At 35.9% G+C, this 22,048-nt stretch carries 21 protein-coding genes; 12 read left to right on the forward strand and 9 right to left on the reverse strand.

Annotated features, from left to right (window positions below; all coding sequences use genetic code 11):
- Positions 1-204 precede the first annotated feature (204 nt).
- The 3 genes from ACLBXA_RS10980 (at position 205) to ACLBXA_RS10990 (ending at position 4,847) form a co-directional block, all read left to right on the forward strand.
- Positions 205-1,647, forward strand: a complete 1,443-nt coding sequence (locus tag ACLBXA_RS10980; RefSeq protein ID WP_000346410.1) for an alanine/glycine:cation symporter family protein — start codon at positions 205-207, stop codon at positions 1,645-1,647.
- A gap of 330 nt (positions 1,648-1,977) precedes the next feature.
- A complete protein-coding gene (locus ACLBXA_RS10985) occupies positions 1,978-3,159 on the forward strand; it encodes a NupC/NupG family nucleoside CNT transporter (protein WP_447617213.1) in 1,182 nt (393 codons plus the stop codon).
- Between the two features lie 506 nt (positions 3,160-3,665).
- The gene (locus ACLBXA_RS10990; RefSeq protein ID WP_000706853.1) at positions 3,666-4,847 is read left to right on the forward strand and encodes a NupC/NupG family nucleoside CNT transporter; all 1,182 of its coding nucleotides are present in this window, start codon (positions 3,666-3,668) and stop codon (positions 4,845-4,847) included.
- A 43-nt stretch (positions 4,848-4,890) separates the two neighbouring features.
- Here ACLBXA_RS10990 and ACLBXA_RS10995 read toward each other — a convergent pair whose 3' ends face one another.
- From ACLBXA_RS10995 to ACLBXA_RS11005, 3 genes are all read right to left on the reverse strand, one after another.
- A complete protein-coding gene (locus ACLBXA_RS10995) occupies positions 4,891-6,060 on the reverse strand; it encodes a DUF418 domain-containing protein (RefSeq protein ID WP_001076363.1) in 1,170 nt (389 codons plus the stop codon).
- A 148-nt stretch (positions 6,061-6,208) separates the two neighbouring features.
- Positions 6,209-6,715, reverse strand: a complete 507-nt coding sequence (locus tag ACLBXA_RS11000; protein WP_000949403.1) for a ferritin — start codon at positions 6,713-6,715, stop codon at positions 6,209-6,211.
- A gap of 53 nt (positions 6,716-6,768) precedes the next feature.
- Entirely contained in the window at positions 6,769-7,092 is a 324-nt protein-coding gene (locus ACLBXA_RS11005) for a MazG nucleotide pyrophosphohydrolase domain-containing protein (protein WP_000355749.1), read from the reverse strand.
- A 73-nt stretch (positions 7,093-7,165) separates the two neighbouring features.
- Here ACLBXA_RS11005 and ACLBXA_RS11010 point away from each other — a divergent pair, with 73 nt between their 5' ends.
- Complete coding sequence (locus ACLBXA_RS11010; protein WP_001225753.1) at positions 7,166-7,744, forward strand: LOG family protein; 579 nt, start codon at positions 7,166-7,168, stop codon at positions 7,742-7,744.
- A gap of 104 nt (positions 7,745-7,848) precedes the next feature.
- Positions 7,849-8,130, forward strand: coding sequence for a hypothetical protein (locus tag ACLBXA_RS11015; protein WP_000390910.1), 282 nt, complete (start codon positions 7,849-7,851; stop codon positions 8,128-8,130).
- Between the two features lie 15 nt (positions 8,131-8,145).
- Here the strand turns inward: ACLBXA_RS11015 and ACLBXA_RS11020 are convergent, their stop codons facing one another.
- From ACLBXA_RS11020 to ACLBXA_RS11030, 3 genes are all read right to left on the reverse strand, one after another.
- Positions 8,146-8,343 carry a hypothetical protein gene (locus ACLBXA_RS11020; RefSeq protein ID WP_000656312.1) on the reverse strand — a complete coding sequence of 66 codons (198 nt, stop codon included), beginning with the start codon at positions 8,341-8,343 and terminating at the stop codon, positions 8,146-8,148.
- Between the two features lie 472 nt (positions 8,344-8,815).
- The gene (locus ACLBXA_RS11025; protein WP_001041895.1) at positions 8,816-9,256 is read right to left on the reverse strand and encodes a Dps family protein; all 441 of its coding nucleotides are present in this window, start codon (positions 9,254-9,256) and stop codon (positions 8,816-8,818) included.
- A 459-nt stretch (positions 9,257-9,715) separates the two neighbouring features.
- Positions 9,716-11,149, reverse strand: a complete 1,434-nt coding sequence (locus ACLBXA_RS11030; RefSeq protein WP_000227587.1) for an alanine/glycine:cation symporter family protein — start codon at positions 11,147-11,149, stop codon at positions 9,716-9,718.
- A 409-nt stretch (positions 11,150-11,558) separates the two neighbouring features.
- Here ACLBXA_RS11030 and ACLBXA_RS11035 point away from each other — a divergent pair, with 409 nt between their 5' ends.
- The 7 genes from ACLBXA_RS11035 (at position 11,559) to nprB (ending at position 17,579) form a co-directional block, all read left to right on the forward strand.
- Positions 11,559-12,053 (forward strand): cation:proton antiporter regulatory subunit, encoded by a 495-nt coding sequence (locus tag ACLBXA_RS11035; protein ID WP_001026075.1) that lies wholly within the window; start codon positions 11,559-11,561, stop codon positions 12,051-12,053.
- 4 nt (positions 12,054-12,057) lie between these two features.
- Complete coding sequence (locus ACLBXA_RS11040) at positions 12,058-13,257, forward strand: cation:proton antiporter (protein WP_000380223.1); 1,200 nt, start codon at positions 12,058-12,060, stop codon at positions 13,255-13,257.
- A 78-nt stretch (positions 13,258-13,335) separates the two neighbouring features.
- The gene (locus tag ACLBXA_RS11045) at positions 13,336-13,929 is read left to right on the forward strand and encodes a DedA family protein (protein WP_000900216.1); all 594 of its coding nucleotides are present in this window, start codon (positions 13,336-13,338) and stop codon (positions 13,927-13,929) included.
- 137 nt (positions 13,930-14,066) lie between these two features.
- Positions 14,067-14,501 (forward strand): DUF3920 family protein, encoded by a 435-nt coding sequence (locus ACLBXA_RS11050; protein ID WP_000422792.1) that lies wholly within the window; start codon positions 14,067-14,069, stop codon positions 14,499-14,501.
- A gap of 111 nt (positions 14,502-14,612) precedes the next feature.
- A complete protein-coding gene (locus ACLBXA_RS11055) occupies positions 14,613-15,023 on the forward strand; it encodes a MarR family winged helix-turn-helix transcriptional regulator (RefSeq protein ID WP_447617214.1) in 411 nt (136 codons plus the stop codon).
- Between the two features lie 51 nt (positions 15,024-15,074).
- A complete protein-coding gene (locus tag ACLBXA_RS11060) occupies positions 15,075-15,773 on the forward strand; it encodes a pirin family protein (protein ID WP_000488932.1) in 699 nt (232 codons plus the stop codon).
- A gap of 156 nt (positions 15,774-15,929) precedes the next feature.
- On the forward strand, positions 15,930-17,579 hold the full coding sequence (gene nprB / locus ACLBXA_RS11065; RefSeq protein WP_000745125.1) for a neutral protease NprB: 1,650 nt from the start codon (positions 15,930-15,932) through the stop codon (positions 17,577-17,579).
- A 201-nt stretch (positions 17,580-17,780) separates the two neighbouring features.
- Here the strand turns inward: nprB and ACLBXA_RS11070 are convergent, their stop codons facing one another.
- From ACLBXA_RS11070 to ACLBXA_RS11080, 3 genes are all read right to left on the reverse strand, one after another.
- Entirely contained in the window at positions 17,781-18,098 is a 318-nt protein-coding gene (locus ACLBXA_RS11070; protein ID WP_000076424.1) for a metal-sulfur cluster assembly factor, read from the reverse strand.
- 120 nt (positions 18,099-18,218) lie between these two features.
- Positions 18,219-19,910 carry a methyl-accepting chemotaxis protein gene (locus ACLBXA_RS11075; RefSeq protein WP_001012199.1) on the reverse strand — a complete coding sequence of 564 codons (1,692 nt, stop codon included), beginning with the start codon at positions 19,908-19,910 and terminating at the stop codon, positions 18,219-18,221.
- A gap of 213 nt (positions 19,911-20,123) precedes the next feature.
- The gene (locus ACLBXA_RS11080; protein WP_000878434.1) at positions 20,124-21,818 is read right to left on the reverse strand and encodes a methyl-accepting chemotaxis protein; all 1,695 of its coding nucleotides are present in this window, start codon (positions 21,816-21,818) and stop codon (positions 20,124-20,126) included.
- Between the last annotated feature and the right edge of the window lie 230 nt (positions 21,819-22,048).

Genomic DNA, 22,048 nt, shown 5'->3' on the forward strand with positions numbered 1-22,048 from the left:
CTGTATTAAAAGTATGACTGGTCGGAGAGGATAAGTGATTGAGTATTGGATAAATGTATGTAATGGCTATATTTTTATGTAAAAAAACACGTATGTTAATTTTGTTAACATATTCATGTTATAAAACCTTACATAAAGTTCTTGATTACTTAAAGTTTTTAGAATATAATTTTCTTATTGTTAGGAAGAGGGGGCAATGCAAATATGGATTTTTTAGCTAGGGTAATTGGGGATGTAAATAATATCCTTTGGTCATATGTCATTATTGCGATGTTAATTGGGTTAGGGCTCTATTTTTCATTTCGTGTGAAATTTGTCCAAGTTCGTTACTTCGGTGAAATGATTCGTTTGCTTGGGGATGGAGCAAGCTCGAAAACGAGAAAAGCGCAAAAAGAGAAGAGCGGCGTATCATCATTTCAAGCGTTTTGTATGAGTACAGCTTCTCGTGTAGGTACTGGTAACTTAGCTGGTGTAGCTATTGCAATCTCAGCAGGTGGTCCAGGAGCAGTATTTTGGATGTGGTTAATCGCGGTAATTGGGGGTGCTTCTGCATTTGTAGAGAGCACATTAGCGCAAATTTATAAAGTAAAAGATGGGAATGCATTCCGTGGGGGCCCAGCGTATTATATGGAAAAGGGTTTAAAGAAACGCTGGTTAGGTGTTGTGTTCTCTGTTCTAATAACAGTAAGTTTCGGATTGATTTTTAACGCTGTACAGTCTAATACTGTAGCGGCTGCCTTTGATGGGGCGTTCAAAACAGATAGTAGATTAGTAGGTCTTGTTATGGCTGGTTTACTTGCAGTTATTATTTTCGGCGGAGTAAAACGAATTGCTCGCGCGGTTGAAATGATTGTTCCAGTAATGGCAATTATTTATGTAGCAGTGGCATTATTCGTTGTTGTAACAAACATTACGGCAATTCCATATGTATTTAAAGAAATTTTCTTACATGCTTTCGGAATTAAAGAAGTAGTAGGTGGAGGATTAGGAGCTGCGATTTTATTAGGGGTAAAACGTGGATTATTCTCAAATGAAGCAGGTATGGGTAGTGCGCCGAACGCAGCAGCGACTGCAAACGTAACGCACCCAGTTAAACAAGGTTTCATTCAAACTTTAGGGGTATTTACAGATACATTATTAATTTGTAGTTGTACAGCATTTATTATTCTTTTATCAGATGTGCATAATGCAGCTGATTTAAATGGAATTCAATTAACGCAGCAGGCGTTAAGTCAACATATCGGTCCATGGGCTTCTATATTTGTAGCAGTTGCAATCTTCTTGTTTGCATTCAGTTCATTAGTAGGTAACTACTACTATGGTGAAACGAATATTGAGTTCTTAAATGGAAGTAAAGTGCTATTAAATGCATACCGCATTGCTGTACTTGGTATGGTTATGCTAGGGTCCGTGGCGACAATTCAAATCGTTTGGGATTTAGCAGATTTATTTATGGGAATTATGGCTGTTATTAACTTAGTAGCAATTGTATTCCTTTCTAAGTACGCTTTCGCAGCGTTATCAGATTATATTAAGCAAAAGAAACAAGGGAAAGATCCAGTCTTTTATGCGGAGTCTATTCCAGGTTTGAACAATACAGAGTGTTGGGATAAGCCAGAGGTAGCTGATAAAGAAAAAGCAGTATAATGAGGTGAGCATCAAGTGAAACTTGATGCTCATTTTTTGTTGGTTCAGCTATTTGTGTGAAGTGAAACTCCCGTTCATTAAAGTTTCGCTTTATAATGAAAAAGACGAACATTCATGAATGTTTCATAATAAAACGTATTTTTTTTAAGAAAAATGCGGATATGAATTATGATTTATGTTAGAATGGAAAATGCCTTTGAAATAAGAGGTTTTATGATCTTTCCTATCCGATTGAAGGTTTTGGAGGAGAAATGGAAAGTTCGGATTATTTCTTGTTTCGAATGGTCAGACGTTCAACGTTAATGAAGAGTTAAATGGAGGATTTTATTAATGAAGTTTGTTATGTTCCTTGTAGGATTACTCGTTGTATTTGTACTCGGTTTTCTTATAAGTGCCGATCGAAAGAAGATTAAGTATAAACCAATCACAATTATGCTTATTATTCAGCTAGTATTATCTTATTTCTTATTAAATACGCAAGTTGGTTATATTTTAGTAAAAGGAATTTCAGATGGATTTGGCGCACTTCTTGGATATGCGGAAGCTGGAATCGTTTTCGTATTTGGTGGTCTTGTTAATAAAGGAGAGGTTTCATTCTTCTTAACAGCGCTATTACCAATCGTATTCTTTGCGGTTTTAATCGGAATTCTGCAACACTTTAAAATTTTACCAATATTTATTCGTGCTATTGGTACGTTGTTAAGTAAAGTAAATGGTCTAGGAAAACTAGAATCATATAACGCAGTAGCAGCTGCCATTGTTGGACAAGCAGAAGTATTTATTACAGTAAAAGATCAATTAAGTAAAATCCCAAAACATCGTTTATATACATTATGTGCATCTTCTATGTCGACAGTATCGATGTCAATTGTTGGTTCTTATATGAAAATGATTGAACCAAAATATGTAGTAACAGCACTTGTATTAAATTTATTTAGTGGTTTCATTATCATTCATATTATTAACCCGTACGATATTACAGAAGAAGAAGATACACTGAAATTAGAAAATAAGAAGAAACAATCATTCTTTGAAATGCTAAGCGAATATATTATGCTTGGTTTCACAATCGCGATCACAGTAGCGGCAATGTTACTTGGTTTCGTAGCATTAATTACAGCAATCAATAGCTTGTTTGATTCAATGTTCGGTATTACATTCCAAGCTATTTTAGGATATATTTTCTCACCATTAGCATTCGTAATGGGCATCCCGCAAGCAGAAATGGTAACAGCGGGACAAATTATGGCAACAAAATTAGTATCAAACGAGTTTGTTGCGATGCTTGATCTTGGAAAAGTAGCTGGTGATTTATCGGCTCGTACAGTTGGTATTCTTTCTGTATTCCTTGTATCATTTGCGAACTTCTCATCTATCGGAATTATCGCAGGTGCAACGAAAGGTATCGATGAAAATCAATCAAATGTTGTATCATCATTCGGCCTACGCCTTGTGTACGGTGCGACATTAGTAAGTATTTTATCAGCGATTATCGTTGGTGTTATGTTATAAAGTGAAACTTTAATTAGTGGGGGGAGCTTTATCCCCCGCTGATTATCAGCCCTCACCAATCGGGCTTTTATGGGCAGTTAATCACCCATCTAACTTCTTTGTTTTCGCTGAATGTTGAGATGGGGGTCTTACTGCCCGTTAAAGCGGGGTAAAAAAAGGATGGCTCTAGCTCATAGCTAGGGCTATTTTTTTATGGTAAATTTGCATGAAAAAACCAATTAATTAGGAATATATTAACATATAAAAATCTTTTAAAATTTATATTGCATTTCACCTAGATAACGCTTACAATTTGATTTGTAGGTGGTATCAATTTCAGACTTTCAAGTATGGTAGGAGAGAAGAAGCTACCTTTTATAAATTGCAATTTATGTAAACGCTTACTGATTTTAGATGACAGTTGAATAGTTTTTAGGGGTTTTAAATTTTTTTAACAACAATGGTCAGACGTCATTCGTTATACGTTATACGACCAATAACTCGTGGGAGAAGTGGGGGATTCACATATGAAAATAGTAATGTTTCTAGTCGGTTTACTTGTAGTGTTTGTACTAGGTTTCCTTATCAGTTCAGATCGTAAGAAAATTAAATATAAACCAATTGCACTTATGCTTGTCATTCAATTGGTACTTGCGTATTTCTTACTAAATACAAAGGTCGGATTTGTATTAGTAAAAGGGATCGCAGATGGATTTGGTTCTATTTTAAAATTTGCGGAAGCTGGGGTTAACTTCGTATTTGGTGGTCTAGCAAACGATGGACAAGCACCATTCTTCTTAACAGTATTATTACCGATTATTTTCTTAGCAGTATTAATCGGGATCCTGCAACATATTAAAGTTTTACCGATTATCATTCGTGCAGTCGGTTTCCTATTAAGTAAAGTTAACGGTTTAGGAAAACTAGAATCATATAATGCGGTAGCGGCTGCAATCGTTGGTCAAGGGGAAGTATTCATTACAGTAAAAGATCAACTAAGCAAATTACCGAAAAATCGTTTATACACACTTTGTGCATCTTCAATGTCTACAGTATCGATGTCAATCGTCGGTTCTTATATGAAAATGATTGATCCAAAATATGTAGTAACAGCACTTGTATTAAACTTATTCAGTGGATTCATTATCGTTCATATCATTAATCCATATGAAGTAAAAGAAGAAGACGATATTTTAGAATTACAAGAAGACAAGAAACAAACATTCTTTGAAATGTTAGGCGAATATATTATGCTTGGTTTCTCTATCGCTGTAACAGTAGCGGCGATGTTAATCGGTTTCGTAGCATTAATTACAGCAATTAACGGTGTATTCGATTCAATTTTCGGAATCACATTCCAAAGCATTTTAGGATACATTTTCTCACCATTAGCATTCGTAATGGGTATTCCAACATCAGAGATGCTACAAGCAGGACAAATTATGGCAACAAAATTAGTGACGAACGAATTCGTTGCAATGCTTGACCTTGGAAAAGTAGCTGGCGATTTATCAGCTCGTACAGTAGGTATTTTATCTATCTTCCTTGTATCATTTGCGAACTTCTCATCTATCGGAATTATCGCAGGTGCAACGAAGAGTATCGATGGCAAACAAGCAAACGTTGTATCATCATTCGGTTTAAAACTTGTATACGGTGCAACGTTAGTAAGTATATTATCAGCGATTATCGTTGGGGTTATGCTTTAATAAATTAAGAAAAGCAATGAGCGTAAGCTCATTGCTTTTTTGTTTAACTTGCTTTATCCAAATCTCTTTTAAAACGTGGTTTCTCTAAATAAGTTCCCAGTCTCCACACATATTCCACTGGACCCATCCGGTATTTCTGGAGCCAATAGGTGCTAACGAATAATTGAATCGTATAAATTCCGATGGTTAAAAGAATACCGAAGAAATAACCGATTTTACCGTATAGGCCAAATCCATATGCGTAAAAAATAGTTGTTGCAATAATAGATTGTGCTAAGTAATTACTAACGGACATTTTTCCCATGTTCGCCATGTATGTTAGTAGACGAGATGCTTTTTTGTAATGGAATAATAAAATAATCGTACTTCCGTAAAAGAAGGTCATAGTTACTGGTGTAAGGCCATCTTGTAACATAATTAAAATCGGATGCTTTACGAACATAGCTAAGATTTTAATTGTAAAAGAGAAGAGACCGGTGGCAAACCATATTTTTTTGACAGCAGGTATATGTTTATTGACCTCAAATAGCCAGCCTTTTTTCCCTACATACATTCCGAGTAGGAACAGTGGAGACATAAAAATTATTGCGAAAACTGATATGAAAAATAATCCGAATGCACCGTCAATTCCCATGTAATCAAAAGGATTTTCAGTCAATCTAAAGTTGACGTGATCCATATAGCCTCCGGTTTGATGGACTTTATGTTCTTTTTCAGTATAAGGTGCGAAATCATTTATATTTGTAGATGGATCAGTTTGATAGGACATAAGTGTAATAAGTGCGAGTAGAATAATCGCCCAAATGAGCAAAGTTTTCGGTTTTCGATTGATGAACATCATTAAGAAAATCCCGATAACTCCGTATGCAAATAAAATATCTCCCTCCCAAACAAAAGTGCCGTGAATGTAGCCAAGTAGTAAAAGAATGATAATACGTCTTATGTATGTAGGGAAGAATTTTTTTCCTTTTGCGATAATACTTTTTTGTAACAAAATAATGCTAAGCCCAAATAGAAAAGAAAATAGGGATATAAAATTGTGTGTGCCGAAAAATTGAATAAACCAATTAGCGCCTTTATCAAGATTGCCGAATAGATAAGTGGGTTTTTCACTGGTGAAGAACCCAAATTGAATTAATGTCATATTGACTAGTAAAATGCCAAACAAAGCGAAACCACGAATTGCATCGACAGCTTCTACACGTTGATTCATTTTTTCTCTCCTCGTATATTGTTTTTATATTGAAAATAATACCATTTTATAGCTGGCGCTATGTCAAATATGAGGAAATTTAAGGTGATTTTAAGATAGAGAGCAAATAAAAAATCACCTTAATACATGTATTAAGGTGATTGAAATATTACTCAGCTGGAGGTGTAAATGTACGTTTCTCTAATTCAGCATCTAGCATAAATAGTGCGTTTGAATCACTTGTAATACGTTTTAGTTTTTGGATGATGCTATCAAATGAAGCTTCTTCTTCTACTTGCTCATCGACGAACCATTTTAAAAATGTAATTGTTGCGTGTTCACGCTCATCCCAAGCGATATCAGATAAGTTATAAATACGCTTCGTTACTTCACGCTCGTGCTCAAGTGCCACTTCAAAAGCGTTCAATACAGATTCATATTCGTTATTTGGATTATCAAATCCAGTAATAATAGCACGCTCACCACGGTCATTAATATAGTTGTAAAGCTTCATCGCGTGGAAACGTTCTTCTTCAGCTTGTACAAGGAAAAAGTTAGCGAATCCATCATAGCTCTCGGCTGTACAGTAAGCAGCCATTGCCATATAAGCATGGGCAGAGTAAAATTCAAAGTTCATTTGTTCATTTAATGCGTCGTGTAATTTTTTTGATAACATAAAATCCCCCTTAATATTGTGACAAGAATATTATACCATAATTGATAATGTTCTCATTTAGATACTTCGAACCTTTTTGAAAGCTTTGTGACGTGTGCGTCCATAATGTCTTGTAAGTCTAAATCATATTTTTGCGAAAGAATAATAAGGTTAGATAGTACATCGCCAAGTTCTTCTTTTAGTTCTTGTTTTAGCTCTTCTTCTGTTTTCGCATCTTCATCAGGGCGATCGCGGCCGATTTCAATAGCACGAACGACTCGTGAAACTTCCCCAACTTCCTCGGTTAAGAAATTTAAGCGAATAAAGGCATTATACTGTGACCAGCTTCGTTTTTCGTAAAATTCCTCAACCCATCTTTGAAATGCAACGATATCCATTTCTTCCTCACCTCCTCAATATGTTGTACAATGTTCATTGTAACATAACAATATACAGTATCGGGGTGTAGGGATGAGAAAGATTTGTGTGTTTGCAGGTTCTAATTTAGGGGAGAGACCAGAATTCAAAGAGCAGGCAATTCAGTTAGGTAAAATGTTTGTTGAGAACGACTATGAGCTCGTATACGGTGGTTCATGTGTCGGATTAATGGGAGAAGTAGCAAACGAAGTTCTTCGTTTAGGTGGACGTGTAACAGGGGTTATGCCGCGCGGTCTATTTCGAGGAGAAATTGTACATACAGGATTAACAGAATTAATTGAAGTAGAGACAATGCATGAACGTAAAGCGAAAATGGCAGAGCTTGCGGATGCTTTTATTGCGCTTCCAGGCGGATACGGAACGTTTGAAGAACTATTTGAAGTTGTATGTTGGTCACAAATTGGTATACATAATAAGCCAGTTGGTTTATTAAACATAAAAGGTTTTTACGGACCAATTTTGCAAATGGTTGAACGTTCAGCTGAAGAAGGATTTATGAATCCATCAAATAAAGAATTGATCGTTTCAGCTGAGACGGCAGATAAACTAATTCATGCAATCCAAAATTATGAGCGTCCTGTTTTGGGAACGAAGTGGAAGCAACTATCATAGCAAATACGGAAACACATGTCGTTTTAATTTAAGATGGCATGTGTTTTTAATTTGGTTAAATATGTTAATGTTTAGATGTAATGTTTTGGGGAAAGGAGAAATAGATGGAGGAGTTCGTATATTTACGTCCGGTTTTTAAAAGTATTTTAGCAGCATCTATTCTTGTTATGCTAATTGTTTTGAGACAGAAGAAAGAGTTGATTAATGAATTTTCGCTTTGGTTTATCTCGGTATTGTGTATCGGTGTTTCCGCGATAACGTTGTTTATGTCCGGATTTATCGTTGATGAGTATAATCTAGGTGGAGATCCACAATCGTTTTGTATGTTTATTGCGATTGGTTGTATTAGTGGTCTGAATTTCATTATTTATTACAGAAGGCAATAAAAGAGGCATTCCATATTACTTTGGAATGCCTTTATCATTTTGATTGCTTTGTTTTTTATACAGGTACCAGCCACCCCAGCCGCCACCAATTGCTACGACAACGAGGAAAGCATAGTCCTTAACCTCGACACGTATATTGAAAATATTAGCTATAAGTAAGAGAATCCCAACTGTTATTAACGCAAAAAACGCTCTAATTAAGTAGTCTTTCAACTGAACCACTCCCGTCATTTAAGTAGTAAATGATGAATTTGGAAAAGCCTTTTGGATCTATGATACTAAAGGGTGTTTCCTATATTTTAACATAAAAAGGATTGTAATATAGTGATAAAAGTGGGGGCGAATTGTGTGTTAATACTGTCGTGATTTGTCGGTAAATTGATATCCCTTGTCGAATCGTTGATATATTGAGGGTAATGATCGATATAATGAAAAAATCGTTGATATATTAAGGGGAATGATCGATATATTTGAAAAATCGTTGATATAATTTCGTGTACCGTTAAGTGCAACCATTACAGAAAAAAGCGACTCTGAGCGAGCCGCTTCTGCTTTTAATGATATCCAGCTCCAGCGGCTAGAATCTCCGGTCATTTCGCTCTCTCGCTCGAAGCAAAAAGCGCTTCAAGGTCGAGAGCTCCAATGTCCTGCGACTCTGAGCGAGCCGCTTCCGCTTTAAAGTCTATTATTGATTCAAGAACGCGCGTAGCATCCAAGCGTGTTTTTCTAGTTCTGTGTAGATGCCTAGTAGTAGGTCAGATGTCATTTCGTCGTCAGAGTCTTGAGCGATTTCCATGCCTTTTTTCAGTTCGACTAGCATCATTTCGTAGTCTTTCATAATTGCTTCGACCATCCCTTCTGCAGTTTCTCCGTATGCTGCTTCTTGAATAGAAGATAGTTCTAAGTATTCTTTCATTGTTGCTACTGGTTTGCCGCCAATTGCTAAAATGCGTTCTGCAATTTCATCGATGTGAGTAGCTGATTCTGTGTAAAGTTCTTCGAATTTCTCGTGTAATGTGAAGAATTGAGGCCCTTTTACGTACCAATGGAAGTTGTGAAGTTTTGTGAATAAAACGCTCCAGTCTGCTACTTGTTTGTTTAATACCTCGATTACTTGTTTGTTCATTATGATCAATCTCCTTTTGAGTTGTTATGTTATATCAATTACTAATTTATAATTATTATAATCTAGTAATTGATATAAAACAACCCTTTTGCTGAAATTAATTTGAACAAATTATGAACTGTTGTAAATAAAAATCCCTATTACGGTGAGGTAATAGGGATTTTGTTTGATATATAGCTCTTGTTCTAAATGAGCCGCTTGTGCTTTTAATGATATCCAGCTCCGGTGACTAGACCAGTCGGTCATTTCGCGCCTTCCTGTGAGGCAAAGAACGCCTCTTCGTCAGGAGCTCCAATGCCCTCCTGTTCTGAGCAAGTCACCTCCGCTTTTAATTAATATCCAGCTCCAGCGGCTAGAATCTCCGGTCATTTCGCTCTCTCGCTCGAAGCAAAAAGCGCTTCAAGGTCGAGAGCTTGAAGTGTCCTGCGATTCTGAACGAGCCGAATCCGCTTTTAATCATTACACAGCCTTCTGTTTTTCTTCTACATCCTGTCCATCCCAGCACTCTGTATTCTGTAAACCAGGGATAGAGCTTGCAACGAAAACTGGATCTTTTCCTTGTTTCTTTTGCTTCAAATAGTCTACTAATGCAGCGTAAGCAAATTTGCTAAGGAATGAGATGGCAATTAAGTTTGTGAATACCATTAGTCCCATGAATAAATCAGCTAAACTCCAAACTGTTTTAAGAGCAGCGATTGATCCGAAGAATACCATTCCGACAACTGCAACACGATAAATCATTAACCATGTTTTGCTTTCTTTAATGAATGCAATATTTGTTTCACCATAATAGTAGTTTCCTAGTAGAGAACTGAAAGCGAATAGGAAAATAATAATCGCTAAGAAAGTGCTTGCCCACGGTCCGATTTGTGAACTTAAAGCGTTTTGTGTTAATTCAATACCTTCTAAATTTGATCCTTTGTAAAGTCCAGAACATAATACGATAAATGCTGTTGATGTACATACTAAGAATGTATCTACGAAAACACCTAATGCTTGAACAAGTCCTTGTTTTACAGGGTGAGATACATCTGATGTTGCTGCTGCGTTAGGAGAGCTACCCATACCTGCTTCTGTCGCGAATAAACCGCGCTGAATTCCGAACTTGATTGCTGCTCCAATACCACCAGCGATGGCTTGGTCTAAACCGAATGCACCGTTAAAGATTTCCATGAAAATGCTTGGTAACATATTGAAGTTGTTAATAACGACAAAAATAGCCACGCCGATATAAACGATTGCCATTGGCGGAACAATCATTTCTGTAATACGTGAAATGCTCTTAATACCACCAAAAATAATGACTGCAACTAATAAGGCTAATAGAGCTCCTACGATTGTTCGCTCTAGTCCAAAAGCATTTTCAAACGCTATTGTTACTGTATTCGCTTGTACTGAATTGAAAATTAATCCGTACGCAACTGTAATAAGAAGTGAGAACCAAACACCCATCCAGCGTTTGTTTAATCCTTTTTCCATGTAATATGCCGGCCCACCACGGAACCTGCTACCATCTTTTACTTTATAAATTTGAGCGAGCGTACATTCTACGAAACTAGTAGCTGCTCCGATAATTGCGATAAACCACATCCAAAATATTGCGCCAGGTCCACCCATTGAAATTGCTAGTGCTACACCGGCTAAGTTCCCGATACCGATACGTGCTGCTGCACTTAAGCAAAATGCTTGGAATGGAGAGATGCTATCTTTCTTTTTTTCTTTTCGATTAAACCCTTTACTAATTAAGCTGACCATCTCACTGAAATGAGTAATTTGGACAAATTTTAATTTAAAAGAGAAGTAAAGACCGAAGCCGATTAGCATTGCAATAAGAATATATGACCATAAAATATTATTCGTTACCTCAAGGAATCTGCTAAAGATATCAACCATATAATACACTTCCTTTTTTTCGTAATAAGAAAATTATATGCAAAAAATATACGAGAATCAATTTTTCTAAAAAATTATGTTACTTAAATCGATTTTGTGTTATGATTATGTTACATCGTAATATTTTTAGAATTATTTACATTTTAAAAAACTAAATTTAAAGCGAGAAAGTGGGGATAATTTGAAAGAAGATTCTTTATTGAAAGTAAGCCTTGAGAGTTTGAAAATGAGAAGTAATATGTTTTTTATCATTACATCTTTAAGTATCTTTTTAGGGGCAACTTATTATTACAATAAAAGATTTCCAAATCACAAATATCCTGAGTGGTTAGAATTTCTAAAGTTGATTGGATGAATAAAAGACAGAAAAACAGAAAATTAAAATAAATAAGTTATGGAGGAGCTAAAAATGAATATTAGAGAAAGTGAACTTCCGGGTATTGGTTATAAGTTTCAAATCGTTACGAAAGGTAACGAAAAGATGGTAATTGTCATTCATGATGATGGGCGTAGAGAAATGTATCATTTTGATTCAGACCATGAAGAAAGCATCTCAAGTATTTCACTACGTGACTCAGAGGCAAGGCAAATCGCAGCAATATTAGGTGGAATGGTATATAAGCCTAGGGCGTTAGAAAATGTTGAGATGGTTTTTGAAGGTTTAGCGATTGAGTGGTTCAAAGTGGAGAATACAGCTCCAGCAATCGGAAAAACAATTGGCGATCTTGAAATAAGAAAAACATATAGCGTAACGATAATCGCAGTTATGAAGAAGAACATGAAGAAGCTATTTAATCCAGGGCCAGAAACAGTAATTGAAGAAGGAGATATGCTTGTAGTTTCAGGTGAGAGAGAAGAAATTAAAAAAATCATTAATGAATTACTTTCAAATAGGGGGGACTGACTAGATGGATACGTTAATTTTTGAAGTTGGTACAGCTTTAGTTTTAGTGGCAATTGCAGCGGTAATTGCTGGAAAATTTAAATTCTCAGTAATTCCTTTTCTAATTGTTCTCGGAATGTTAGTAGGACCGCATGCACCGACAATAGGTGTTATCGATCTCAAATTTATTGAAAGTGCAAGTGTAATTTCCTTCCTTGGACGGATTGGGGTTCTATTCCTTCTATTCTATCTAGGATTAGAATTTTCAATGAAAAAACTAATTAAATCTGGACGCTCTATTGCGATTGGCGGAACGATTTATATTTTAATTAACTTTTCACTTGGTTTGTTATACGGATTTATAATGGGATTCCCATTACTAGAAATCTTAATTATTGCGGGTATTATTACGATTTCTTCTAGCGCTATCGTTGCTAAAGTGTTAGTGGACTTAAGAAGAACTGGTAATAATGAAACCGAATTAATTTTAGGAATTATTATGTTTGAAGATATATTCCTTGCTGTATATTTATCAGTTGTTTCTGGTTTAGTACTAGGGGATCACGCTTCCTTCTTAGGCGCCCTTACTTCAATTGGAATTGCTTTAGGATATATGCTTCTATTCTTTATAGTAGCTAGAAAGGCTACGCCGTTATTAAATAAATTGCTCAATATTAGCTCAGATGAAATCTTTATTATTGTAGTATTTGCTTCGTTATTCTTCATTGCTGGTTTTTCAGAAACAATTCACGTTGCAGAAGCGATTGGGGCACTTCTTCTAGGATTAGTTTTCTCTGAGACAGAGCATAGTGATCGAATTGAACATCTTGTTGTTCCATTTAGAGACTTTTTCGGAGCTATTTTCTTCTTCAGCTTCGGGTTAAGTATTGATCCGTTCTCATTAGGAGGAGCGATATGGTTAACGTTAGGTGCTGTCCTTCTTACAATAATCGGCAACTTTGTAGCAGGAATGATTGCAGGAAGACAAGCAGGGTTATCTCATAAAGCATCAACAAATATCGGATTAACAATCGTTTCACGAGGAGAGTTCTCCATCATTATGGCTAATATCGGTATCGCCGGTGGTTTAATGTCAGTACTGAAACCCTTCTCAGCACTATACGTGCTTATACTATCCATTTTAGGCCCACTTCTGACAAAGGAGTCGAAGAATGTATATAAATTCTTAAATAAAATCTTTAAGTGGGATACGAAGACTAACTAAATTTTAAAAAATAAAGTACAAGATATTTCCTGCTTGTACTTTTATTTTTGTAATGAAAACAGTAAAGAGAGGTAAATGATGTTAGGAGAGTTGATTCATTCGGTTTTAGTTTTTTTAGAAGGACTTGGTTATTGGGGAATTATGCTTGGATTAATGCTAGAGGTTATTCCAAGTGAAATCGTATTGTCTTATGCAGGTTATTTAGTATCAACAGGAAGCATTACATTTTGGGGCGCTGTCGCGTTTGGTACAATTGGTGGTGTAATTGCACAACTATTCATTTATTGGATCGGTCGATACGGAGGAAGACCTGTTCTTGAGCGATATGGAAAATATATTTTAATTCAGAAGAAACATATTGATTATGCTGAAGATTGGTTTAATCGTTACGGAACTGGCGTTATTTTTACCGCACGTTTTATTCCGGTTGTGCGTCATGCTATTTCGATACCGGCGGGTATTGCGAAAATGTCACATGCTAAGTTTATTACGCTAACTACATTAGCTGTTATTCCGTGGTCAATTGTGTTTGTATATTTAGGGTTTAAATTAGGAACAGAGTGGGAAAGCATTAATAAAGTTGCGGGGCCATATGTGAAATACTTTGCACTTGCTGCTATTGTTTGTGCAATTGGTTATTTTGTATTAAAAAAAGTGATGAAAAAAAAGTGATTACGGAAAAGGAATCTATGTCGACATAGGTTCTTTTTTTATTGGCATTTTTTCAAGGATGAAAGAATACGTTTAATATTTACCATATTGTGGCATACATATAGAAAAAGGGTGCTTGGAAAGGGGAATAAAGAGAAATGGAACTCCAGTTTCAAAATGTATATCAACAGGTAGAGAATTGGTATGTGTTGGATTCGGAGCTTCATTGGGATGTCAAAAAGCTGAGAGAGGATTTGTTCTCTCTTATTGAAGCATGTAAAACGCCCGTTATTTTTTGTGATACGTGTGATGCAAACGATGTGCTTCTATCATTAGGGGAAGAGGAAGAAGAATTCCTATTCCCAGTAGGTGGTTTTTATCATAAAGAAAGACAATTAATTTTTGTTTGTATGTGGGAAGAGTATGAGCAGGTGCTCAAAACACTACTGCATGAGTTTCGTCATGCGATGCAGCATAAGAGAGAAGTATTGTATGTTGGAAGTGAAGTGTACGAAGATAGATGGATTGAAAAAGATGCGAGGAAGTTCGCGGAGAGGAAATTGGATGAATATAAGAATAGAAAGTTAATGTAAAGCATAGTGGAGAAATAGCGCTGTGCTTTCTTTATACTTATTAAAAATAAGTATTTGACTTTTATAAAGTTTAGTTCTAAACTAATGATATGAAACGAGCGAGGTGATGAAATGAAAGCAGAAGATAGACTCGGATTACTATTATGGTTTCGTTTATCACGCTTTTATAATAAGAGTATTCGTGAGACGAATCAGCATTTGAAAGAATGGAATGTATCTGCCGCTCAGTTTGATGTACTAGCTCAAGTTGGAGGGCATAATCGTCTAACGCAGCAAGAGCTTGGAAATAAGCTATTTGTTACGAAGGGAAATATCACGCAGCTTTTAAATAAAATGGAGCAGCTAGAGTGGATTCGTCGTGAACAAGAAGGTACTACAAAATATATTTCGTTAACAGAAAAGGGAAAAGTTTTATATGAAGAAATCGTCCCGCCTCAAGAAACATTCCAAGCGGAGCAGTTTCAAAAATTAAATGTAGAAGAACAACATCAATTATTACAATTACTAAAAAAATTACAGTGAGAAAAAATTTTAAAATAAATCTCGAATTCGATATAGTATGAGGTGAAGGATATGTTTAGAAAAGTTGATCATAAAAATATGGGCAGAGCAAATCATGGTTGGTTAAATACACATTTTCATTTTTCTTTTGCCAATTACTATAATCCAAATAACATGAACTTCGGAGCGTTACGTGTTATTAATGATGATCTAGTAGCGGCACAAACTGGTTTTGATATGCATCCGCATCGTGATATGGAAATCATTTCGTACGTTGTAGATGGTGCTTTAACACATGAGGATAGCATGGGGAACCGCGGAACAATTGAGCGAGGACATGTTCAATATATGAGTGCTGGCACAGGTGTATTTCATAGCGAGCATAATTTAGGAAATGAAACACTACGTTTATTACAAATTTGGATTTTACCAGATCGTGCGGATCATAAACCAAACTATGGTGAGTTTAAATTTGATTGGAGCGAGCGTGAAAACGAATGGTTCCATATGGTATCTCCAGTAGAAGGAGAGGCACCAATTCAAATTCACCAAGATGCAAATTTATATTCTTTATCGTTAGATGCCGGAAAAGAAATTCATTTTCCTGTGCGAGAAGGCCGTCAATTGTATCTTGTTCAAATTGAAGGAAGCAGTGTAATAAATGGTGAAACGTTTGTTATGCGTGATGCAGCAGAATCTGTAGAAGAAGATACTCACATTCAAGCGAAAGAGCAATCACACTATTTAGCAATTGAATTGAAAAAACAATAAAAGGCTTGTAGAAAAGAGGACATCTGATAGGATGTCCTCTTTTTTGATTGGAATTATCTGAAAAATGTTTCTCAAATTTTCGGTAGAGGTATCGGCTGTAAAAATCAGAATTTTATAAAAGTGTCAAAAATCTTTATGGGAATGGGGAATGTTATAGTGAAAAAGCAAGTCATTTCATCAGCATTAGCGTTAACTGTTATCGCCGGGGGATTTGGAGCGTTTGGGGCAACGACAACGAAAGCGGAAGAACAAAAAATTCAATATCATCAAGAATTTAAAACACCTGCATACATAGGTGAAGAATGGAAAGCACCGGAAGGACTAGATAAAAAAGAGACGGTCTTTCAATACTTAGAGAGTAAGAAAGATATGTTTAAATTAGCAGGAAATATTGAAAAGCATTTTAATATCGTTGGAGAAGAAAAAGACGCTGAATCTGACACGACACATGTGAAGCTAGTTGAGAAACATAATAACATTCCTGTGTACGGTTCTGATCAAACTGTTACACTTGATAAAGAGAATAATGTAAAAGCATTCTTCGGACAAGTTATTCCGAATTTAGATGATAAAAATATCCCTGCATCTGCAAGCATTAGTGCGGAACAAGCAGAAACAATTGCAAAGGCAGATATTGAGAAAGAAATTGGTAAAGTAAAGAATTATGATGGTGTGAAAAAAGATTTATTTGTATATGAAAAGGACGGTAATTACTACCTTGCATACTTAGTTAAGGCATCGATTTCAAAACCAGCTCCAGGGTATTGGCATTATTTTGTTGATGCAACAAATGGAAATGTTATTGAGAAATATAATGCTGTAGATCACGTTACAGGGTTTGGCTACGGAGTATTAGGTGCTAGACAATCATTTGAAATTGCCCAAGATGAAAAAACGGGAGTATTCAACTTATTTGACGGTAAACGAGGACAAGGTATTCACACATTTGATGCAGAAAATATGGATGAAAACTTGTTTAATTTATTCTCACAATGGCTTGGATATACAGGCGAAGAAGTTGAAAGTAAATCTAAGTTCTTCGAAGATAAAGCTGCAGTTGATGCGCATGTAAATGCAGGAAAAGTATATGATTACTACAAAAAAACATTTAATCGTAACTCTTTCGATGATAAAGGTGCGAAGCTTATTTCAACTGTTCACGTAGGGGAGAGCTGGAATAACGCAGCTTGGAACGGTGTGCAAATGATGTATGGTGATGGCGATGGAAAAACATTCATTCCATTATCTGCTGGACTTGATGTTATCGGTCACGAATTAACGCATGCTGTAACTGAACATACAGCAAACCTTGTTTATAAAAATGAGTCAGGGGCGTTAAATGAATCGTTATCCGATATTATGGGTGTTATGGTTGAGAAGAAGAGCTGGGATTTAGGTGCTGACATTTATACACCTGGTAAACCAGGCGATGCACTTCGTTCACTAAAAGATCCAGCGTCTATTCCAAACCCATTAAAACCAGGTGAAGGTTACCCAGATCACTATAGTAAACGTTATACTGGAACAGCTGATAATGGTGGCGTTCATATTAACAGTAGTATTAATAATAAAGCTGCTTATTTAGTATCTGAAGGCGGAGATCATTACGACGTGAAAGTAGCTGGAGTGGGCCGTGAAGCGACAGAAAAAATTTACTACCGCGCTCTTACGAAATATTTAACTGCAAACTCTGACTTCAAAATGATGCGTCAAGCTGCTCTTCAATCAGCCGAAGATTTATACGGTAAAGATTCTAAAGCTGTACAAGCTGTAACGAAAGCTTATGATGCAGTAGGCGTAAAATAATAGGAAAAAAACCTGACTAGAATGTCAGGTTTTTTTCTTTATCCCGCTATTTGCAGGGCAGTAAGACCCCCACCTCAAAATTCATCGGAAGCAAAGAAGTTAGGTGGGGGCCCTGCTGCCCGTAAAAGCCTGATTGGTGAGGGCTGATAATCAGTGGGGAATGAACAAAACCCCCACGGAATAAAGTTTCACTTTATTCCGCTAGTCGCGAATACCTAATGCGATTTTCGCCATACGTGACATACGTTCTTTCGACCACGGTGGATTCCAAACGACATTTACTTCTATTTCATTAACTTCAGGTACGTTTGTTGATAATACTTTTTTAACGTCTGATACGATTTGCCCAGCCATTGGACAACCGATAGAAGTCATAGTCATCGTAATGACAGCATTATTATTTTCATCTGCTGTAACATCATACACTAATCCAAGATTAACGATATCAACACCTAGTTCAGGGTCAATAACAGCTTCTAAATTATCCAATAATTTATTTTCAAATGCTTCTTGTGACATAAGCAGCCCCTCCTATATTTTAATGATATCGATTCTCATTATAACGGAAATGAGCATAATGTGCAGGAAATGAGCTCAAAAAAAATATCCCTCTTTGAAAGAGGGATATTTTTTGAAAATCTATTCTGTTTTAAAATGAGATACGAGTTGATCTAACTCTTCAACTGTTTGTTTCATTTTTCCAGCAGTTACTGTCATTTCATTCATAACGATAACTTTCTGTTCAGCAGATTGTGCCGTTGCGGCGGTTTCGCTGGATACTTCAGTCGAGATAGAAGCGATGTTATTAAGTGAAGCATTCATTTCTTCAGCACTTGCAGCCATCTCTTCAGCAGTTGCTGATATGTCTTGCATTTGAGTAGATACTTTATTTACTTGTTCTACAATTGTTGTGAAAGAAGTACCAGCTTCACGAATAACATGAATGCCTTCAAATGCTTCAGAACGGCCTTGAGACATCATAGAGCTAGCAGTTTCTGTATCATTTTGAATTTGATGTAGTAATTGATTAATGTCTGTTGCAGCTGTTTTAGATTGTTCAGCAAGCTTTCGAACTTCGTCAGCTACGACAGCAAATCCTTTTCCTTGCTCGCCAGCACGAGCTGCCTCAATAGAAGCATTTAAAGCAAGTAAGTTTGTTTGCTCAGCGATATTAGAAATAGATTGTACAGCGGTATCGATATATTTCGTATGAGTGATTAGACGTTCAACCACTTCTGACGTAGCATTTACAGCTTCGTGTATCGTTGTCATTTGTGAAACGGATTTTTGGATAACGGTACTTCCATCGCTAGCATGTTCAGATGTGGCAACAGCAAGTTCCGCTACAGATGAAGCAGATTCAGCAATACGTTGAACACTTACTGCCATATCGTCCATTGCAGTTGAACTTTCTTCAATACTAGAAGCTTGTGATTGAATACTTGCGTTTAAGTTAGACATTGAGCTTTGGACTCTTACTGTCGCCTCACGTGATGTATTCGTTTTTTCTAGCATGTTTTCAGAAGCGGTTTGTACTTCCACTGATGTTTTTTGAACACGATTAATAATATGTTGTAGGTTTTCTAACATTTTATTAAATGATGCTGCGATAGCACCGATTTCATCGTTGCTATTTACTTGTAGACGTGCCGTTAAGTCACCTTCTTGAGAAGCTAACTCTTTTAGTTTCGTGTCAATTTGTTGAATTGGTTTCACAAGTTTACCAGAGAACCACCATGCAAGAATAATTGCAGCGACAATACAAATAACAAGTGATAAGAAAATAACATATTCGATTAAGAGTGCAGATTGGTCAATTTTTTCAATAGATTGTTCACGTAATGTAGCTTGTTCATTACTGTAATTGGTGAAGTCACCAATTACTTTATAGACAGTTCCGTTTTCTGAAGAAGCTACTTGTAAAGCTTCTTCCCATTTTTGTTCTTTTGCAAGAGTGAATACTTTTTCTTCAACGAACTTTCTCCAAGTAGACCCTAATTCCATTGTGCTTTTTACGGACGAAGAAAGATTTGGATTAGAAAGAAGTTTATCTTTTGAATCCTCAAGACGTTTACTCATCTCATTAAACTTGTCTAATTCGACTTGATCATGTTGTAGTAAATAACCTCTTAAAGCAGAGAGCTGTACTTGATAAGCATCTCCACGTTCTTTCAATTCTGTTGCCAGTGGAGAAATTTCTTTTTGTAATGTTTCAGCTTTACGAGATTGGTCAATAGCAAAAAATAAAATAAATGCTAAGGCGATACCGAATAAAGCGCAAATCGTTCCCATCATGAACATAAGTTTTTTTCTGATACTTACAAAATTCATATGATAAAAAGCCTCCTTTGTGAAATCTTAGTATTAGAATTAATAAATGTAAAAAATTGAAAGAAAGCTTTACTCCAGTTGGAATAAAGCTTTCTTATTTCCTTTAGGAATTATAGCAGACGGAATGAGAGATAGAAAGAGATATTTTAAAGTGAAAAAAGAGAGACTGTAAAACTTTCTTTCTTATACCTTTGAGCTTGTGTCATTTTCACTTTAAGCGTTTGTTTTGAAATGAGAAACGAGAATTTCAAGTTCTTGTACGATGGTTTTCATTTCAGATGATTTGTTAGCCACGATACTCATTTTGTTTACTTGATCACCAGCCGAATGTGCTGTTTGTGATGTTTCTGCAGCAACTTCGTTTGAAATAGAAGCGATATTATTTAAAGCTGCGTTCATTTCTTCAGAGCTTGCAGCCATCTCTTCAGCAGTTGCAGACATTTCTTGCATTTGCGTAGAGACTTTGTTAATGTGGTTAACAATTTCTGAGAATGAAGATCCAGCGGTACGAATAACCGTAATTCCTTCAGAAGCCTCTGCTTGACCTTGTGTCATCATGTCATTTGCTATTTTTGTATCGGCTTGAATTTGATGCAGTAAATGGTTAATGTCAGTTGCGGCTAGTTGAGATTGTTCAGCAAGTTTTCTAACTTCATCAGCAACAACAGCGAATCCTTTGCCGTGTTCACCAGCACGAGCTGCTTCAATAGAAGCATTTAAAGCGAGTAAATTTGTTTGCTCGGCGATATTAGAAATAGATTGAAGTGCAGTATCGATATGATTTGTATGTGTAATGAGTCGCTCAACTACTTGTGATGTAGCGTTAACAGCTTCGTTAATTGTATGCATTTGTGTAATAGATTTCTCAATGACTTTATTCCCATCATCTGCTTTTTCTGAGGTTGTGACAGCTAAACTAGTAACAGAAGAGGCGGCCTCAGCAATACGCTGAACACTCGTTGCCATGTCATCCATTGAGGTTGAACTTTCTTCAATGCTAGAAACTTGTGAACGAATATTGTGTTCAAGAGCATTCATAGTTTCTTGTGTCCTTGCGGTATTTTCCATAGAAGCGGTTGTTTCGATAAATACATTTTCGGAAGCTTCTTTTACACTTGTTGATGTTTGTTGAACTTGTTTTATTATATGCTGTAAGTTAGTGAGCATTTGATTAAAGGAATTTGCAATGTCACCAATTTCATCTTTACTCGTTACGTGTAATCTAGCCGTTAAATCTCCATCTTGAGAAGCTAATTCTTTCAACTTCTCATCAATTTGTCGAATTGGTTTAACGAGTTTACCAGAGAACCACCATGCTAATAAAATAGACGTTAATGTACATGTAATGAGTGAGAAGAAAATAATATATTGAATAAGTGATGAAGAAGACTCGACGTCAGCAATTAATGCGTCACGTTTCTCATTTTCTTCATTTGTATATTTATTAAAACGACCTAACAGATCATTTACATAATCTGTTTGTGCTAAAGCAATTTTAGATGCTTCGTCCCATTTTCCTTCATGCGCAAGAGGTAGTACCTCATTATCTATGACGCTACGCCATTTTCCTCCCATTAAAATGGCTTCTTTCATTCCTTCTGGGAGCTTCTTGTCACTTGTTACTTTCTCTCTAGTATCAGCTAATTTTTTCCCTTCTCGGTTGAACTTATCTAATCCTTTTTGATCATGTGATAGCAAATATTCTTGTAAACCAGCAACTTGTGCCTGGAACCAATCGCCACGTTCTTTTAAAATCGTCGCTCTTTTCGATACATCATTTTTTAACGTTTCGATTTCACTTGCTTGATTCATGGCGAATGAAAGAATAACAATAAGAGCAATGCTAAATAAAGAAGAAATGCTTAAGAGTGTGAACAGTAGTTTTTTTCGAATACTAACATATTTCATCGTTACCCCTACCCTCATTTAAACTGTTTATTATGATTTATAGATATTTGAAGCGGAATTAATAAAAACATTATTATGAAGTTATTAATCTGTTCAATGAAAATTATAGCAGATAATGGAAGGAGTCAGATTGGTATTAGAAAAAGTTCTTAAAATGTATACATTTGTATATCATAAAATCCATAAATAAATATTAGAAATGCTATTGAAATTTGAAATAACATCATGTA

This window comes from Bacillus sp. D48C, assembly GCF_053345735.1.

What these genes read in the sequence shown, in the direction of transcription:
- ACLBXA_RS10980 (WP_000346410.1), top strand. Translation starts at nt 205, where the DNA reads ATGGATTTTTTAGCTAGGGTAATTGGGGATGTAAATAATATCCTTTGG.
- ACLBXA_RS10985 (WP_447617213.1), top strand. Translation starts at nt 1,978, where the DNA reads ATGAAGTTTGTTATGTTCCTTGTAGGATTACTCGTTGTATTTGTACTC.
- ACLBXA_RS10990 (WP_000706853.1), top strand. Translation starts at nt 3,666, where the DNA reads ATGAAAATAGTAATGTTTCTAGTCGGTTTACTTGTAGTGTTTGTACTA.
- ACLBXA_RS10995 (WP_001076363.1), bottom strand. Translation starts at nt 6,060, where the DNA reads ATGAATCAACGTGTAGAAGCTGTCGATGCAATTCGTGGTTTCGCTTTG.
- ACLBXA_RS11000 (WP_000949403.1), bottom strand. Translation starts at nt 6,715, where the DNA reads ATGTTATCAAAAAAATTACACGACGCATTAAATGAACAAATGAACTTT.
- ACLBXA_RS11005 (WP_000355749.1), bottom strand. Translation starts at nt 7,092, where the DNA reads ATGGATATCGTTGCATTTCAAAGATGGGTTGAGGAATTTTACGAAAAA.
- ACLBXA_RS11010 (WP_001225753.1), top strand. Translation starts at nt 7,166, where the DNA reads ATGAGAAAGATTTGTGTGTTTGCAGGTTCTAATTTAGGGGAGAGACCA.
- ACLBXA_RS11015 (WP_000390910.1), top strand. Translation starts at nt 7,849, where the DNA reads ATGGAGGAGTTCGTATATTTACGTCCGGTTTTTAAAAGTATTTTAGCA.
- ACLBXA_RS11025 (WP_001041895.1), bottom strand. Translation starts at nt 9,256, where the DNA reads ATGAACAAACAAGTAATCGAGGTATTAAACAAACAAGTAGCAGACTGG.
- ACLBXA_RS11030 (WP_000227587.1), bottom strand. Translation starts at nt 11,149, where the DNA reads ATGGTTGATATCTTTAGCAGATTCCTTGAGGTAACGAATAATATTTTA.
- ACLBXA_RS11035 (WP_001026075.1), top strand. Translation starts at nt 11,559, where the DNA reads ATGAATATTAGAGAAAGTGAACTTCCGGGTATTGGTTATAAGTTTCAA.
- ACLBXA_RS11040 (WP_000380223.1), top strand. Translation starts at nt 12,058, where the DNA reads ATGGATACGTTAATTTTTGAAGTTGGTACAGCTTTAGTTTTAGTGGCA.
- ACLBXA_RS11045 (WP_000900216.1), top strand. Translation starts at nt 13,336, where the DNA reads ATGTTAGGAGAGTTGATTCATTCGGTTTTAGTTTTTTTAGAAGGACTT.
- ACLBXA_RS11050 (WP_000422792.1), top strand. Translation starts at nt 14,067, where the DNA reads ATGGAACTCCAGTTTCAAAATGTATATCAACAGGTAGAGAATTGGTAT.
- ACLBXA_RS11055 (WP_447617214.1), top strand. Translation starts at nt 14,613, where the DNA reads ATGAAAGCAGAAGATAGACTCGGATTACTATTATGGTTTCGTTTATCA.
- ACLBXA_RS11060 (WP_000488932.1), top strand. Translation starts at nt 15,075, where the DNA reads ATGTTTAGAAAAGTTGATCATAAAAATATGGGCAGAGCAAATCATGGT.
- ACLBXA_RS11070 (WP_000076424.1), bottom strand. Translation starts at nt 18,098, where the DNA reads ATGTCACAAGAAGCATTTGAAAATAAATTATTGGATAATTTAGAAGCT.
- ACLBXA_RS11075 (WP_001012199.1), bottom strand. Translation starts at nt 19,910, where the DNA reads ATGAATTTTGTAAGTATCAGAAAAAAACTTATGTTCATGATGGGAACG.
- ACLBXA_RS11080 (WP_000878434.1), bottom strand. Translation starts at nt 21,818, where the DNA reads ATGAAATATGTTAGTATTCGAAAAAAACTACTGTTCACACTCTTAAGC.